At 69.2% G+C, this 16,770-nt stretch carries 10 protein-coding genes; 8 read left to right on the top strand and 2 right to left on the bottom strand.

The features are described from left to right. Window positions 1-68 precede the first annotated feature (68 nt). The 3 genes from ACTIEF_RS11490 to ACTIEF_RS11500 are packed head-to-tail and all read left to right on the top strand — an operon-like array spanning window position 69 to window position 6,650. Window positions 69-1,712 carry a DUF5597 domain-containing protein gene (locus ACTIEF_RS11490; RefSeq protein WP_439472278.1) on the top strand — a complete coding sequence of 548 codons (1,644 nt, stop codon included), beginning with the start codon at window positions 69-71 and terminating at the stop codon, window positions 1,710-1,712. A gap of 24 nt (window positions 1,713-1,736) precedes the next feature. After that, window positions 1,737-4,664: a TIM-barrel domain-containing protein gene (locus ACTIEF_RS11495; protein WP_439472279.1), complete on the top strand. Its 2,928-nt coding sequence runs from the start codon at window positions 1,737-1,739 to the stop codon at window positions 4,662-4,664. Window positions 4,665-4,682: 18 nt separating this feature from the next. Next, entirely contained in the window at window positions 4,683-6,650 is a 1,968-nt protein-coding gene (locus ACTIEF_RS11500) for a sialate O-acetylesterase (protein ID WP_439472280.1), read from the top strand. A 57-nt stretch (window positions 6,651-6,707) separates the two neighbouring features. Here ACTIEF_RS11500 and ACTIEF_RS11505 read toward each other — a convergent pair whose 3' ends face one another. Together ACTIEF_RS11505 and ACTIEF_RS11510 are read right to left on the bottom strand one after the other, a co-directional pair. Further along, on the bottom strand, window positions 6,708-8,342 hold the full coding sequence (locus ACTIEF_RS11505) for an alpha-L-fucosidase (protein ID WP_439472281.1): 1,635 nt from the start codon (window positions 8,340-8,342) through the stop codon (window positions 6,708-6,710). Continuing rightward, window positions 8,339-10,597 (bottom strand): WD40/YVTN/BNR-like repeat-containing protein, encoded by a 2,259-nt coding sequence (locus tag ACTIEF_RS11510; RefSeq protein ID WP_439472282.1) that lies wholly within the window; start codon window positions 10,595-10,597, stop codon window positions 8,339-8,341. Before ACTIEF_RS11510 ends, ACTIEF_RS11505 begins: the two co-directional genes overlap by 4 nt. Window positions 10,598-10,851: 254 nt before the next feature. On the opposite strand from ACTIEF_RS11510, the gene ACTIEF_RS11515 reads away from it, so the two are divergent. The 5 genes from ACTIEF_RS11515 to ACTIEF_RS11535 all read left to right on the top strand — a co-directional run bounded on the left by ACTIEF_RS11515 (window position 10,852) and on the right by ACTIEF_RS11535 (window position 16,769). After that, window positions 10,852-11,733 carry a 2-dehydro-3-deoxygalactonokinase gene (locus ACTIEF_RS11515; RefSeq protein WP_439472283.1) on the top strand — a complete coding sequence of 294 codons (882 nt, stop codon included), beginning with the start codon at window positions 10,852-10,854 and terminating at the stop codon, window positions 11,731-11,733. Further along, entirely contained in the window at window positions 11,730-12,362 is a 633-nt protein-coding gene (locus tag ACTIEF_RS11520; protein ID WP_439472284.1) for a 2-dehydro-3-deoxy-6-phosphogalactonate aldolase, read from the top strand. Before ACTIEF_RS11515 ends, ACTIEF_RS11520 begins: the two co-directional genes overlap by 4 nt. Window positions 12,363-12,452: 90 nt before the next feature. Next, entirely contained in the window at window positions 12,453-14,171 is a 1,719-nt protein-coding gene (locus ACTIEF_RS11525) for an alkaline phosphatase family protein (RefSeq protein WP_439472285.1), read from the top strand. 93 nt (window positions 14,172-14,264) lie between these two features. Then, a complete protein-coding gene (gene pyk / locus ACTIEF_RS11530; protein ID WP_439472286.1) occupies window positions 14,265-15,707 on the top strand; it encodes a pyruvate kinase in 1,443 nt (480 codons plus the stop codon). Between the two features lie 21 nt (window positions 15,708-15,728). Then, window positions 15,729-16,769, top strand: coding sequence for a DNA adenine methylase (locus tag ACTIEF_RS11535; protein ID WP_439472287.1), 1,041 nt, complete (start codon window positions 15,729-15,731; stop codon window positions 16,767-16,769). The last annotated feature ends 1 nt before the right edge of the window (window position 16,770 follow it).

The following is a 16,770-nucleotide window of genomic DNA, read 5'->3' on the forward strand; positions in this document are numbered from 1 at the left end:
GGACTGCCGGGCGTCGCCGGAGGGGCGGCGCCCGGTTCTTGTTTTCAGGAGTACAAGGAGGGCCGCCCATGGGCTGGACCAATGTGTTGAGGCGTGTCGGCGCCGGTCTCGGGGTGGTTGCCGCCCTGTCAGCGGCGGGCGCGGCCCAGGCGCAATCGTCCATTCCCCATATGGTCCATCACAATGGCCGCCACGCCCTGATCGTCGATGGCGCGCCGTTCACCATCCTGGGCGCGCAGGTCAACAACTCCTCCAACTATCCGGCCCCCCTGGCCGAGGCCTGGCCCGCGATCGAGTTCATCGGCGCCAACACCATTCAGGTGCCGATCGCCTGGGAGCAGATCGAGCCGGTCGAGGGTCAGTTTGACTTCAGCTTCGTCAACCACGTGATCGAAGAAGCGCGCAAGCACGACAAGCGGCTTGTCCTTCTGTGGTTCGCGACCTGGAAGAACACCGGCCCGGCCTACACCCCCGCCTGGGTCAAGACTGACCGCACGCGCTTCCCGCTGCTGATCCAGCAGGACGGCACGCCAAGCTACGCCCTGTCGCCGCACTCGCCCGAGGGGCTCGCGGCTGACAGCCGCGCCTTCGCCCGCCTGATGCGCCATATCCGCCAGATCGACGAGCGCCAGCGCACCGTCATCATGGTCCAGCCCGAGAACGAGGTTGGAACCTACCGATCGGTGCGTGACTATTCTCCGACCGCCCAGGCCCTGTTCGAAGGTCAGGTCCCGGCGGCCCTGCTGCAGCGGATGAACCGCCAGCCCGGCACCTGGACCCAGGTGTTCGGCGAGACCGCTGAAGAGACCTTTATGGCGTGGTCCATCGGCAGCTACGTCGGTCAGGTCGCGGCCGCCGGCAAGGCCGAGTATCCGTTGCCGATGTACGCCAACGCCGCCCTGGGCGACCCGTTCGAGCGTCCGGCGCCGGGCAGTTACGCCTCGGGTGGACCGGTCTGGTCGATGATCGAGGTCTGGCAGGCCGCCGCGCCGGCCATCGATTTCCTGGCCCCTGACATCTACGACCGCCCCTCGGCGCGCGCCGAGCGTCACCTGGATCGCTATGCGCGGGCGGACAATCCCCTGTTCGTGGCCGAGATCGGCAACGACCAGCCCTACGCCCGCTACCTGTTCTCGACCTTGGGGCGGCGCGGCCTGGGCTTCTCGCCCTTCGGCATCGACTACACCGGCTATGCCAACTTCCCGTTGGGCGCCAAGGAGATCACCGAGGAGACGCTGAAGCCGTTCCGCGACGCCTATCGCCTGATCGCGCCATGGCAGCGGGTCTGGGCCAAGGCCGCCTACGAGGGCGACGTCTGGGGCGTGGCCGAGCCGGACGACCGTTCGGCCCAGACCGTCGACCTGGGCGACTGGACCGCGACCGTCACCTATCAGCAGTGGCAGTTCGGTGCGACCGGTGCGACCTGGTTTGGCGAACTGCCCAAGCCCGAGGCGACCACGGCGCCGAACGGCGGCGCGCTGATCGCCCGTCTGAACCCCGGCGAGTTCTTCCTCACCGCTCATCATGCGCGGGTCGAGCTGTCCCCCAAGGACCCGGCCTCACGTCTGATGATCCTGCGCTACGAGGAAGGCCATTTCGACGCCGAGAACCGCTGGGTGTTCGAGCGCATCTGGAACGGTGACCAGACCGACTACGGCCTTAATTTCACGGATCGCCCGCGCCTGCTGCGCGTGGTCACCGCCACCTACTGATCGACGACGTTACGAGTGATTGCCATGACCCAAGCCCGTCTCCTGAAGTCCGCCGCCATGGCGCTGGTTCTGGCCGCGGGAGCGCCGGTCGCGGCCTTCGCCTCGGCTCCCGTCCAGTCCGTCTCGATCGAGCGCGTCCAGCGCCTGTCGGACGGCGTCATCGTCATTCCGTCGAGCGGAGAGGCGAGGGCGGTCCGGCTGCAGGTCTATGGCCCGCGCACCATCCGGGTCACCGCCTCGCCCGATGACAGCTTCGAGGCTCCGGCCAGCCTGATGGTCACGGCCACGCCGCAGACCACGGGCTTCACGGTCGAGCAGCGCGCCAATGTCGTCCTGGTCAAGGCGGCGGAAGTCACCGCCGAAGTGACCTTGGCCACCGGCGCCGTGCGCTTCCTCGATCCGTCGGGGGAAGTGATCCTGGCTGAGCGGGTGAACGGCCGCGAGATCGCCCCGGTCACCATCGAGGACCAGAACGGCTCGCACCGCTACAACACCGTCCGCCAGGTCTTCGAGCCCGGCGCCGACGACGCCTTCTACGGTCTGGGCCAGCACCAGCAGGGCGTCGCCAACTATCGCGGCCACGACGTCGAACTGGCCCAGCACAACATTGACGTGGGCGTTCCCTTCGTCGCCTCGACCGGCGGCTACGGCCTGCTTTGGGACAACAACTCGATCACCCGCTTCGGCGACCCGCGCGAATACGGGATGCTGGACCAGCGCCTCATCCTGCGCGACGCCACCGGCCGTTTCGGCGGCCTGACCGCCAGCTATTTCCAGAACGATGAACTGAAGGTTCAGCGTCAGGAGCACGAGGTGAACTACGAGTTCATCCGTGACCAGCAGCGCTGGCCCGAGGGCTTCAAGGCCCAGCCCGCCCAGCCGGTTCAGGTCGGCGACATGGGACGCTCCGGTCAGGATGGCGTCCGCGTCACCTGGGAAGGCACCATCGAGACGCCGCACGCGGGCGTGCACAAGTTCAAGCTCTACTCGTCCAACTACGCCCGCGTCTGGATCGACGGCGAACTGCGCATCGACCGCTGGCGTCAGAACTGGAACCCGTGGTTCCACGACTTCGAGGTCGAGTTGCCCGCCAACCGCCAGGTCTCGATCAAGGTCGAGTGGATCCCGGGCGACGGCTATATCGCCCTGCGCCACCTCGACCCGCAGGCCGAGCAGGACCAGCAGGCCCTGTCGCTGTGGTCGCAGGCCGGGACCGACCTCGACTACTACTTCATCCGCGGCGAGAACCTGGATCAGGTGCAGGCGGGCTACCGCGGCCTGACCGGCAAGGCGGTCATGCTGCCGCGCTGGGCCTATGGTTTCTGGCAGAGCCGCCAGCGCTACAACACCCAGGCCGAGGTGGTGGACACCGTCCGCCGCTATCGCGAGCTGGGCCTGCCGATCGATAACGTGGTGCAGGACTGGTTCTACTGGCCCGAGAACGCCTGGGGCTCGCACGAGTTCGACAGCGCCCGCTATCCCGACCCGACCCAGATGGTCCGCGACGTTCACGACATGAACGCCAACGTCATCATCTCGGTGTGGCCGAAATTCTATCCGACGACCGAGCACTACAAGGAGCTTGAGGCCATCGGCGGCATGTACACGCGCAACGTCGATATGGGGGCGCGCGACTGGGTCGGGCCGGGCTACGCCAACAGCTTCTATGACCCCTACCTGCCCGCCGCGCGGGACCTGTACTGGCGCCAGATGTCGGACAGCTTCAAGGGCATGGGCTTCGACGGCTGGTGGCTGGACTCGGTCGAGCCGGACATGCACTCCAACCTCGACATCCCTGAGCGCACCCTGCGCGCGGGGCCGACCGCCGCCGGTCCCGGCGCTCTGGTGTTCAACTCCTATCCGCTAGTCAACGCCGAGGGCGTCTACCAACGCTTCCGCGCCGAACAGCCGGACACCCGCACCTACATCCTGACCCGCTCGGCCTGGGGCGGCCTGCAGCGCACCGGCTCGACCCTGTGGTCGGGCGACGTGGTGGCCCGTTGGGATGACCTGCGCGAGCAGGTGTCGGCGGGCGTCAACGCGGGCCTGTCGGGCCTGCCCAACTGGACCCACGACATCGGCGGCTTCGCGGTCGAGGCGCGCTACTCCAACCCGGCGGGCATGAAGCCCGAAGACAAGGCCGAATGGGAAGAGCTGAACCTGCGCTGGTTCCAGTTCGGCGCCTTCTCGCCGATCTTCCGCTCGCACGGCGAGTTCCCGCTGCGCGAGGTCTACAACCTGGCTGAGCCGGGCACCGATCTGTACGCCGCCTTCGGCGACCAGATGCGCCTGCGCTATCGCCTGATGCCCTACATCTACACCCTGGCGGGCGACAGCTGGCACCGAGACGGCACGATCATGCGCGGTCTGGCCATGGACTTCGCCGACGATCGCAAGGTGCTGGATATCAACGACCAGTACCTGCTCGGCCCGTCGCTGATGGTCGCGCCTGTGCACGAGTACCGGGCTCGCAGCCGCAGCGTCTACTTCCCGGCGGGCGGGGACTGGTACGACCTCTACACCGGCCGCAAGCAGACCGGAGGCCGCGAGGTCACCGTCGAGGCGCCGCTGGACCGCATCCCGGTCTATGTCCGCGCCGGATCCATCCTGCCGACCGGCCCGCAGGTGCAGTACACTGCCGAGAAGCTCGATGGCCCGATCACCCTGACGGTCTATCAGGGCGCGGACGGCAGCTTCGATCTGTATGACGACGCGGGCACGACCTACGGCTACGAGCGGGGCGAGTTCTCGCGCATCCCGCTGCGCTGGGACCAGCGTTCGGGCGTGCTGACCATCGGCGCGCGCGAGGGTTCCTACCCGGGCATGCCGACGACCCGCACCTTCCGCGTCCGCTTCATAAACGGCGCCACCCGTTCGGCGCTGGACTGGGATGCGGCCAATGCGCAGGTGGTTGAGTACACCGGCGCGGCGGTTCAGGTTCGCCGCCGCTAATCCTCGAGGGGCAGTAAAATGTGGAAGCGTTCCGGATCGCTGGCCCTCGGCCTGTTGCTGGCGGCCGGGGCGGCGCATGCCCCGGCTTGGGCCCAGACCCCGACGCCCGCGCCCCTGATGGCGGACGTGTTCCAGGACCACGCGGTCCTGCAACGCGGCGGGCCGGTCCCGGTCTGGGGCCGGGCCCAGCCGGGCGCGACCGTCTCCGTCACCCTCGGCGATCATAGCGCGCAGGCGATCGCCGGCGCTGATGGTCACTGGCGGGCCAACGTCCCACCTCCGGCGGCGGGTGGTCCCTACGTCCTGTCGGCGCGGTCCGGCGGGCAGGTGCAGACCCTGAACGACATCCTGATCGGCGACGTCTGGCTGTGCTCGGGCCAGTCGAACATGGAGTTCGGTCTGCGTCAGGTGACCAATGCCGAGACCGAGGTCGCCAACTCCGCCGACCCCCAGATGCGCCTGCTGCTGGTCAACCGCCGCAGCGAGGCCCGCATCGATGAGGGCGACCTGCCGGCGGGCAGCGTCTGGCGCGCCTCCGGTCCGGCCAGCACCCCGAATTTCGGCGCCGCCTGCTACTTCATGGGGCAGGAGCTCCGTCGGACACAGCAGGTTCCCATCGGCCTGATCTCGGCCTCCTGGGGCGGTTCGATCATCGAGGACTGGCTGAGTGAAGCCTCCCTGCGTCGCGCGGGCGACTATGCCGAGACGCTGGACATCCTCTCTGCCTATGCGACCTCGCCCGAGACCGGCACGGCGCACTGGAACCGGATCTCCGAACAGTGGTGGCGCGCCAACGATCCGGGCCTGAAGGAGACGATCCCGTGGTCCGACGCCCGCTTTGATGACAGCGCTTGGAAGCTCGCGAAGCCGGAGGGCTTCTGGGAGACCGACGGTCCGGCCATCGGCAACTATGACGGCACCGGCTGGTATCGCACTTCGATCCAGCTGACCCGGGCTCAGGCGCGGGGCGAGGCGAAGATCAGCCTCGGGCCGGTCGACGACATGGACGTCGTCTTTGTCAACGGCCACCGCATCGGCGGCATGCAGGGCTGGGACACGCCCCGCGATTACGTCATTCCGGCGGGCGTCCTGCATCCGGGCCGCAATGTCATCGCGGTCGGCGCGCTGGACCTCGGCGGCGGCGGCGGCATGTGGGGACCGGCGAACGCCAAGAAGGTCGAATTGGCTGACGGCTCGACCGTCTCGCTGGCCGCGCCCTGGCGTTTCCGGACCTCGGCGGCGCTGAGCAGCCTGCCCGGACCGCCGCGCGTGCCGTGGATCGGCGGCAGCGGCACGACGACCCTCTACAACGGCATGATCGCCGGGCTGGGGCCGTACGCCCTGACCGGTTTCGCCTGGTATCAGGGCGAGTCCAACGTCAACGACCCGGTCGGCTACAGCCGTCTGCTCACCGGCCTGATGGCTGACTGGCGCGCCCGGTTCGAGACCCCGAACGCCGCCTTCCTCGTCGTCCAACTGGCCAATTTCGGCCCGGGCTGGGGCGAGCCGCACGACTCGGCCTGGGCCGAGTTGCGCGACGTCCAGCGTCAGGTGGTCGAGGCCGATCCGCGCGCGGGCCTCGCCGTCGCCATCGATATCGGCGACCGCTACGACATCCATCCGACCAACAAGCGCGAGGTCGGTCGGCGACTGTCGCTGGAGGCCCGCCGTCTGGCCGGGGACACGACGGTCGCCCGCTCGCCTTCGCCAGTCAGCGCTGTCCGCGAGGGCGACCGCATCCGCATCGACTTCGCCCATGCGGGCACGGGTCTGGTCACGCTCAGCGCTGACGACGCCATCGGCTTCGAGGTCTGCGATCAGGACAAGGCCTGCCGCTTCACGCCGGGAACGGTGCAGGGCGCGACCGTCTGGCTGAACGCTCCGCAGGGCAGCTTCGTGCGCTTCTGCTGGGCCGACAGCCCGGTCTGCAATCTTTACGGCCCGGACAATCTGCCCGCCGTGCCCTTCGAACTGCCGGTCCGCTAGGCGGGCGAACCGATAAAATCAGGGCCGGACGGGAGCGGTCCCGTCCGGCCCTTTTCGCTAGACGAGTCCCACGCCGCGGATGCGGAAGGCGGGTACGAAGGTCACTGGGCGATCCGTCGGCAGGTCGATCACCAGCCCGTCCGCCGTCTGGCTGAAGGGCAGGGCGCCGCCGCCGACCAGTTCGACCCGTTCCACCGTCCGGCCTTCAAGCGGCTGACGACCGAGGGCGCGGATGCGGACCTTGCCGTCCTCCGGCCAGTCCAGCGCGAGGGCGTAGAGGATGCCGGCGCGGGTGGTGAAGCGGATGTCCTCGGCCGTCCACGGCCGGGCGCCGCCTTCGCCGTGCATGCCCGCCGTGACGGCTGTCGGCCCTTCGCCGTAGATGCGCCACGGGCGGCTCCCGAAGATGGCCTCGCCATTGATCCGCACCCAGGCCGCCAGATCGCCGAGGATGGCGCGCTCGTCGGTGTCGATGGAGCCGTCGCCGCGCATCGGAATGCTGAGCAGCAGGTTGCCGTTCTTCGACACCACGTCGCACAGCCGCTGGACCACGTTCTTGGCCGGGACGTAGCTGTGGTTCGTGAAGCGGCTGCGGTTGTAGTGCCAGTCGCCGATGCAGGTGTCGGTCTGCCAGGGCTCGGGCATCAGGGCGTCGTTGAAGCCGCGCTCGACCGTCTCGACGATGCCGCGCCGCTGCCGGGGCTCCAGCCGCTTGCCGTTCACGACCGGCAGTTCACCCCGCCACTCCAGCGAGGCGTTGTAGAGGTAGGCCGTCGCGTCCAGCCCATGCTGGCCCAGCGGCAGGCCGTAGTTGTCGAAATAGACCAGGTCCGGCTTGTACCGGTCGACCAGATCGCGCTGACGGGCCACCCAGGAGCGGGTGAAGGCCGGATTGTTCCCGGGCGGGGTCTCGATCCACTGACCGTCGCGCGCGTCATGCCAAGCGTTCATCTCGGCGATGGAGCCGATGCCGTTGGGCGGCGCGAAGGTCGGGCCGGTATAGAGCTCTTGCGGGTCCAGTCCCTCCCACCATGTGCCGACGCCGTCGGCCCGGGTCAGGGTGGCGGCGTCATAGCGGCGACCGGCCTTCGGGCCCTCGGCGTCATAGCCATAGGCCGTCTGCCACCAGTGCCAGGCGTGGGCGCCGTGGTTGCTGACGCCGAAACGCAGGCCGCGCGCACGCGCCAGCCGCTCCCACGTCCCGACGATGTCCTTGCCCGGCCCGACGCGGGTGCTGTTCCAGGCGTGATGCCTCGAGTCGAACAGGTCCAGATTGTCGTGGTGCTGGGCCATGGCCACGACGTAGCGGGCGCCCGCCGCCTGGAAGAGGTCCATCAGCTCTTCCGGATTCCACGCCTCGGCCTTCCACTGGCCGATGATGTTCAGGAAGCCCGTCTCGCTGGGGTGGCCGTAGTTGGCCAGATGGTGCTCGTAGAAGGGATTGCCCTGGATATACATCTGGCGGCCGTACCAGTCGCCGAACTCGGGCACGCACTGAGGCCCCCAGTGGGCCCACAGCCCCAGCTTGGCGTCGCGGAACCAGTCGGGCGTCGAATAGCCCGCGATCAGCGAGTCCCACGTCGGCTTGAACGGGCCCGAGTCCGCCGCGCCGCCGGTCGTCGCGCATCCCGCGACAGGCAGGGCCGAGGCGGCGAGGCCCGTCTTCAGAAGATTGCGCCGGGTGCTGCTCACGATTGTCCCTCCGGTTCGCCATAGACCACGCCCCGACCGTCCGTGGCGACATAGACGCGCCCGAAAACGCGGGGGTCGCCCGCGATGGCGCGGAAGCGGCGGGCGTATTCGTGCCGGGCGTCGTTGACCCGGATCCAGCTGACGCCCTCGTCGTCCGAGCGCCAGACGCCCCGCACATCGCCGCGCGTGCCGATGGCGAACAGGGCGGGGTAGGTCTTGCCCGGCGGCGAGCGGCCGAAGTCCATCATCTCGACCGACAGGTCCGTCGCAACCCGGTCGAACTGTTGTCCGGCGTTCCGGCTGCGGAACAGGCCGCTGCGCGAGACGAACCACAGATCGCCGTCATGCCGGGGCGTGGCCTTCAGCGGCCAGCTCTGTTCCCGCCAAGTGACCCGGTCGGCGCCAAGGTCGTTGGGCAGGCCCCGGCTGGCGATCTGCACGAAGCTGCGCGCGCCGTCGGTGCTGACGAACCAGCCGCCGTTCGAGAAATCGAGGGCGTAGAGCAACAGCGGATCGACCCGGTCCGCCACGGGACGCAGCAGCAGGGGCAGGCCCTGTGACGGCTTCCAGCCCGCGCCCCGGTCGTCGGAGTACATCACCTGCGGCGTGACCAGCACGAAGGTCGAGCCATCCGCGGTCACCGTGATCGGCGCGTCGCGATACAGGTCCATGCGCGGGTTGGGAGAGGTCTCGGCCTGACCGGTCGGGCGCGGGCGACCCAGCGGCTTCCAGCTTCGGCCCGCGTCCTCGGACCAGGCGATGGTCGAGCCGTCATGACCGCCCGACCCGACGCCCTCATGCGGCGTGCCGCTGCGCACCACGATGTTCGGCGCGCGCCCGGCGTAGTCGATCTGGTTGGTGTTGGCGAAGACCGGGGTGGTGAACTGCAGGTCCGGCGAGCGGTCCAGATCCTCGTGGGCGAAGCCCGAGATGTCGCCGAAGCCGGTCAGCAGCTTCGGCCCGGTCGGCGGGCTGACCAGGGTGATCACCGCCGTCTGCTCGATCCCCTCGACCCACGGCGCCCAGTCGGTGGCGCGTGCGGACAGGTTCGATGTCGCATAGACGGTCGCCCCGGTCGCATAGACCGCCCGCTCCCCATCGAACGGGTCGATGGCCAGGGCCGCGATCCACCAGCCGAAGTCCGGCTCGTCATTGCCCCAGTAGAGGTAGGGAGTCGCGCTGACGTCCCGCCGGGCGCGTTCGCGCAGGCTGCTCCAGTTGCGGCCGTCGTCGATGGACCGCCACAGGGTGTCGCCCGGCTGCCAGCGGTTCATCGTCGAGACCAGGACGACGCCCGGCTTGGTCCGGTCCAGCGCCACGCCCATGAAGCCGCCCAGCGGGCGGGGCGGGGTGATGTCGCGCCACTGATCGGTCTTCGTGTCCAGCCGCCAGACCTGCCCGTCGCTGACGCCGTTCGGACCAATGCCGAGGGTGCAGGTCAGGAACAGGACGCCGCGGTCGTCCAACTCGGCCTTGGCGGCCGACAGTTCGGGGCGAGGCCCGCCCGCGACGGCGGCCCAAGTCGCCCCTGCATCCGTCGAGCGGAACAGGCGCGGTCCTCCCGGATCGGCCGCCCCGACCAGAATTGTGCGCGATCCCGCGCCGGGCGTCCCGCTGGTCGGATCGAAGAGGATGAAGGACAGGCCGCCGTGCGTCGGGCCGTTCAGGTCCATCCCGAGGCCCCGGACGGGGAAGCTCTCGACCCGTCGCCAGTTCAGGCCACCGTCGGTGCTGCGCTGCAGGCCGTCATGGCGCGAGCCGTAGTAGAGGATGCGGGTGTCGTTCGGATCGATGGCCAGCCGTTCGCCCAGCCCACGCCCGTCTTCATTGCCGCCCATACGGAACTCGACCGGTGTCCGCCGCCAGGTGGTCCCGCGATCCTCGGACCGCAGCATGGCCGCCGGAGCATGACGGCTGACGCCGACGGCGGCGTGAACCACGTTCGCATCGACGGGATCGGGCGCGATGCTCTCGACGCCGTAGTCATTGGGGATGGGGGTGTCGTCCTGAAGCGGCAGCCAGCGCGACAGGCCGGCGTCCCAACGATAGGCGCCGCCCATGTCCGAGCGGGCATAGGCCAGATCGCGCTCGACCCGGCTGAACACGATCCCCGGAATGAAGCCGCCCGCACCGACCTTCACGCTGCGCCAGCGATAGGCCTCAGGCGCCTGCGGCAGGGCCGCGCCCGCCAGCAGGGGTGTGGCGGCCAGCGCCGCAGCCTGTCTCCGCGTGAGACCGCTCTTCCCGTTCGTCATCGTCCCTCAAACCGCTTCTGTGTCGGAATGTTAGCGCTATCTAGAATGAGCTTGACGCCTTTGTCACCCATGAAGCATATTGTCGCTGGTGAAAACGTAATCACTGCTGAACTGTCGATTGCCCAACCCTTCGACCCGTTTCCTTCAGCTTTGATCGCGGCGGACCGGCTGTCTCCCTATTACGCCGGGCCGTGAACTTTATATCGGCGCGGCGGTCATCGCCGCGCCGTTCCTTTTTCGCTACTGCGGACTCCATGAGCACAGCGACAGCCCTGATCGGTGTGGACTGGGGGTCCAGCAACCTGCGGGTCTTCCGTATGGCGGAGGGCGGAACGGTGTTGGGTCGGCGCGCCGATGGGCGAGGCGCCTCGACGCTCGCGCCGGGCCAGTTCGCCGATGTCCTGACCGAGGTCGCCGCCGACTGGCTGGCCGAGGATCTGCCGGTCGTGGTCTGTGGCATGGCCGGCGCTCGTGGGCGCTGGCTCGAAGCGCCGTATGCCCCCTGTCCCGCCGGTCTGGCTGATCTGGCTAGCTATTTCGTCCGCCCCATCGACGCGCCCGAGGTTCGCATCCTGCCCGGTGTGGCGGTCTGGCGCGACGGCGCGCTGGACGACGTCATGCGCGGTGAGGAGACCCAACTGTTCGGACTGGGCGCCGAGTTCGACCGCGTCATCGCGCCCGGCACCCACAGCAAATGGGCGCGACTGGACGGCGGACGCATCGTCGACTTCCGCACCCATATGACCGGCGAAGTGTTCGCCGCCCTGGGCGCCAGTCCTTCCTTCCTCGGCGGGACAGCCGGGACGGATGACGCCGCCTTCGAGGCGGGCGTATGCGCCGGTCTGGAGGACGAGCCGTTGAGCCGGAACCTCTTCTCGACCCGGGTCGGCATGCTGGCCGGGCGCGTGGCGCCGACCGGCTTGCAGGACTATCTCTCGGGCCTGCTGATCGGCGCCGAGATCGCGGGCGAGGCCCGCGAAGGCCTGCAGGGTCTGATCGCCCTGCTGGGCGCCCCGGCGCTGGTGGAGCGCTATCATTCGGCCCTCACCCTCGCCGGACTTGAGGATGTTGTGGTCGCGGATGTCGAGGCGGCGACCGCCGCGGGTCTGTGGCGTGCCTGGGAGGCGATGCGATGACGACGGCTATTCTGGATCGACTGGACGCGCTCCCGCTGGTCGCCATCCTGCGCGGGCTGACGCCTGAGGAGGCGGTCGGCGTCGGCGAAGCCCTGCTGGGCGCCGGCTTCACCTGCCTTGAGGTGCCGCTGAACTCGCCGCGCCCGCTGGAGAGCGTCCGGCTGCTGCGCGAGGCGCTGGGCGACCGCGCCGTCGTCGGGGCGGGCACGGTCCTGACGCCCGAAGCGGTGCGCGACGTGGTCGCCGCCAAGGGTCAGATCATCATCTCGCCCAACGCCGACGCCGATGTGATCCGCGAGACGGTCGCCGTCGGCGCTCTGTCCATGCCGGGCGTCTTCACCGCCACCGAGGCTTTCGCGGCGCTGAAGGCGGGCGCGCAGGTCCTTAAGCTCTTCCCGTCCGAGATCGCCGGCCCTGCTGGACTCAGGGCGCTGCGGGCGGTCCTGCCGTCGGACCAGCGGCTGTACGCCGTCGGCGGCGTGACGCCGGACAATCTGACGAGCTGGCGCGCGGCGGGCGCCTCGGGCTTCGGCATCGGCGGCGCCCTGTTCAAGCCGGGCATGACCGCCGACGAAGTGGGCGAGCGCGCCCGCGCCTTCGTGACCGCCTGGAACGCCACGCAGGGCTAGCCTCGACGGTTTGTGGAGCGTAGCAGTCCCGGTCTGTCGCAGGGGTGTCGTGAGTTGGCGGTACCCGGCGGCGACCGCAGGAGACGCCACGTGACCCGAGTCCACACCACCTTCGCCGCCGCAGCCGCCCTTCTGACCCTCGGTGGATGCGCCACCGTCCAGAACTGGCTGCCGAAGGGGGAGGCGGTGGAAGCCGCCCCGGTGGTCGCTCCGGTTCCGGCGTCGGTCGCCGAATCGACCAACCGTCCGACGCTGGTGGTCACCCTGGTCATCGACCAGTTCAGCGCCAACCTGTTCAACCAGTATCGCGATGATTTCACCGGTGGTCTCGCGACCCTGGCGCAGCAGGGCCGCGTCCACGCCAACGGCTTCCAGCAGCACGGTCTGACCGAGACCTGCCCGGGGCACTCCACGGTTCTGACGGGCATGAACCCCGCCCGCACCGGCATTCCGGCCAATGACTGGATCGACGCGACGACGGGCAAGGAGGTCTATTGCCTGTTCTCGCCGGTGAACCATCTGGCTCACGGCGACGACACGACCGACAACGGCGTGGTCGGCACGGAGCAGTTGGAGGCGACGACGCTCGCCGACTGGCTGAAGACCGCCAGCCCGCAGAGCCGGGTCTTCGCCGTTTCGGGCAAGGACCGGGGCGCCATCAACCTGAACGGCCACAAGGGCGACGGCGCCTATTGGTACACGGTGGGCTTCGGCTTCACGACCTATGTCGAGCCGGGTCAGACGGCGGAGGCACGGCTGCAGCCGGTGGCCGGGCTGAACAGCCGGATCGCCGAACGCCTGCGCGCCACGCCGCCGTCGTGGACCTATACCCGTGACGCTTGCCGCAGCCTGGACGGCGAGTGGAAGATCAACGGCCAGACCTTCCGCTCGAGCCTGCCGCCCCAGCGGTTCGAGATCGACACCTCGCCCTTCCTCGACGAACTGACGCTGGAGGCGGCGTCGGAGCTGCTGGAGACGCAGCAACTCGGCCGTCGGGGCACGGTGGACATGCTGGGCGTCAGCCTGTCGGGCACGGACCGCATCGGCCACACCTTCGGCACCCAGGGACCGGAGATGTGCGAGCAGATGTATCGCCTCGACGCCGCGTTGGGCCGCTTCCTCGAGCGCCTGCCGCAAGGCGCCATCGTGGTCCTGACCGCCGACCATGGCGGCTCGGACTTCGTCGAGCGTCTGGCCGAGCGAGGCTATCCGCACGCCCATCGCGCCGATGCCGCCGCCATGGCGCGGATCAACGATACGCTCAAGGCGCAGTTCGGTCTGGACTATGGACCCCTGTCGCTGGGCGGCAGCGGTGTCATGGTCGGTGACGCCGAGCAGAAGGGCCTGCCCGAGCCGCTGCGCGGGCGCATCCTGAACGCCGCGCTGGACCTGCTGCGCGCCAACCCGGATATCGCTTTCGCGGAAAGCCGTGACGTGCTGCTGGCCGAACCCGTGCCGCCGGCGGACCTGACGCCGGACCTGATGACGGTGCGTCAGCGCATGCGCCTGTCGGCGGTGGCGCAGCGGTCGCCGGACATCATCACGGCGCTGAAGGAGAATGTGGTGATGGGCGGCCGGGTCGGCCGGACCATCTCGGGTCACGGCACCCCGTGGGACTATGACCGCCGCGTGCCGATCATCTTCTGGTGGCCGGGCGCGCAGGGGCAGGAGCGCTTCCTGCCGATCCGCACCATAGACATCGCCCCGACCCTGGCGCCGATCATCGGGGTGCCGACGCCCGCCGGTCTGGACGGTCGCTGCATCGATCTGCAGGCCCCCGGCGGTTCGACCTGCCCGGCGCGTCCATAACTTCGTGTTTCCGGGAACCGGAGCGGCCTTACCCGTTCCGCGTTTCATAGGCACAAGGGGCCAACACTCGTAAAAACGACCCAGAGCCACAAGATGAACAGAGCCCGGCGCGCCCGTATTGTCGCCACCCTCGGACCCGCCAGCCGTGCGCCCGGGACCGTTAAGGCTCTGGCCCAGGCGGGGGTGGACGTCTTCCGTCTGAACTTCAGCCACGGCTCGCACGAGGATCATGCCGCGGCCCTGAAGGCCGTGCGCGGCGCCGAGATGGCGCTGAAGCGTCCGCTGGGCGTGCTGGCCGACCTGCAGGGACCCAAGCTGCGTCTGGGCCGGTTCAGGGACGTCGAGATCGATGTGGCTCCGGGCCACAAGATGCGCTTCGACCTGGATCCGACGCCGGGCGACCTGACGCGGGTGCAGATGCCCCACCCCGAAATCTTCCGCGCCCTGCGCACCGGCATGCTGCTGCTGCTGGACGACGGCCGGGTGCGGCTGCGCGTCGGCGAGCGCACCGATGAGTGGGCCGACGTCACCGTCGAGAGCGGCTCCAAGCTGTCGGACCGCAAGGGCGTGGCGGTGCCGGAGGCGGTGGTCCCGGTCTCGGCCCTGACGCCCAAGGACCGCGAGGATCTGGCCTTCGCCCTGCGCATGGGCGTGGACTGGGTGGCCCTCAGCTTCGTGCAGAAGGCCGAGGACATGGCCGAGCTGAAGCAACTGGTGAAGGGCAAGGCCGCCTGCCTGGCCAAGATCGAGAAGCCGCAGGCCCTGGCCCAGCTGGACAGCATTCTGGACTACTGCGACGGCGTCATGGTCGCGCGCGGCGATCTGGGCGTTGAGCTGGAGCCGGAAGAGGTTCCGGTGGCGCAGAAGCAGATCATCCGCGCCGCTCGCCAGCGCGGCGTGCCGGTGATCGTGGCGACCCAGATGCTGGAATCGATGACCAGCGCCCCCGCGCCGACCCGCGCCGAGGCCTCGGACGTCGCCAACGCCGTGTACGAGGGCGCCGACGCCATGATGCTGTCGGCCGAGACCGCCTCGGGCCAGTATCCGCTGGAAGCCGTGGGCATCATGAACCGGATCATCGAGCGGGTTGAAAGCGATCCGTTGTGGCCCAGCCTGATGGACGCCGAGCACGCCGGGATGGAGGAGCACGACGTCGACGCCTTGGTGGCGGCGGCGCGCAAGGCCGCCGAGGCCTCGTCCACCGCCTGTATCGTGGTCTTCACCACGACCGGCGGCACCGCCCGCCGGATGGCCCGCGAGCGGCCGCTGCAGCCGGTGCTGACCTTGACGCCGAACCCCGACACCGCCCGCCGTCTGGCGCTGGTTTGGGGGCTGGAGACCCGGCTGGGCAAGGAGCCGACGTCGCTGGAGGACGTGACAGAGGACGCGGTGACCAGCGCCATGACCTACGGCCTGGCCGATCCGGGGCAGCGCATCCTGATCCTGGCGGGAACGCCCTTCGGCGCGCCGGGGGCTGCGAATCTGCTGCGTCTGGCCCATGCTCCGACCAAGAAGGGCGGCAAGGGGCGCGCCTGATCTCTCGCGAGGGGAGGCGACTTGATCAAGTACATCGGCTCCAAGCGCGCCCTGCTGGGTCAGGTGTCGGCCACGGTCGCCGCCCTGCTGCCGCAGGGCGGAGCGGTGTGCGACCTGTTCTCCGGCTCGGCCCGGGTGGGCCATGCGCTGAAGGGGCAGGGCTTCCGGCTCTGGTCAAACGATCACAATGCCTACGCCCACACCCTAGCCACCGCCTATGTGCAGGCGGATCGGGAGCGGTGGCTGGAGCGGGCCGAGGGGGTGCTGGCTGAGCTGCGGGGCCTGAAGCCCGAGGCGGGGTGGTTCACCAAGGCCTTCTGCGATGACGCCCGCTTCTTCCACCCTGACAACGGCGCGGTCATCGATGCGATGCGGGAGCGGATCGCGACGATGGCGCTCGAGCCCGAGCTGGAAGCGGTGGCCCTGGTCGCCCTGATGGAGGCGGCGGACCGGGTCGATTCCACGGCCGGTCTGCAGATGGCCTATATGAAGTCCTGGGCCCCGCGGGCGCTGAAGCCGCTGGAGTTGCGGATGCCCGACATCCTGCCGGGCGTGGCGGGTGGTCCCTGCAAGGCGACCCACGCGGACGCCGTTCAGATCGCGCCGGAGATCGAGGCCGACCTCGTCTATCTGGACCCGCCCTACAATCAGCATTCCTACCTCGGGAACTACCACTGCTGGGAAAGTCTGGTCCTGTGGGACAAGCCCGAGACCTATGGGGTGGCGAACAAGCGGATCGACGTGAAGACCCGCAAGAGCGCCTTCAACAGCCGGCCTGGCATCGGTCCGGCGCTGGAGGCCGTCATCGCCGGTCTGAAGGCTCCCAATCTGGTCGTCTCCTTCAATGACGAGGGCTATCTCAGCCGGGAGCAGCTGGTGGCGATGCTCTCCACGCGGGGCGAGGTGCAGGTCATCGAGATCGCCCGGCCCCGCTATGTCGGCGCCCGGATCGGCATCCACAATCCGAAGGGCGAGAAGGTCGGGGCGGTCGGGCGGCTGCGGAACGTGGAATATCTGTTCGTGGTCGGAGAACGCCGGATCGAGCTGGCCGACGCCGCGTAAG

It is taken from the genome of Brevundimonas sp., assembly GCF_051858995.1.
In the GTDB taxonomy this organism is placed as follows: domain Bacteria; phylum Pseudomonadota; class Alphaproteobacteria; order Caulobacterales; family Caulobacteraceae; genus Brevundimonas.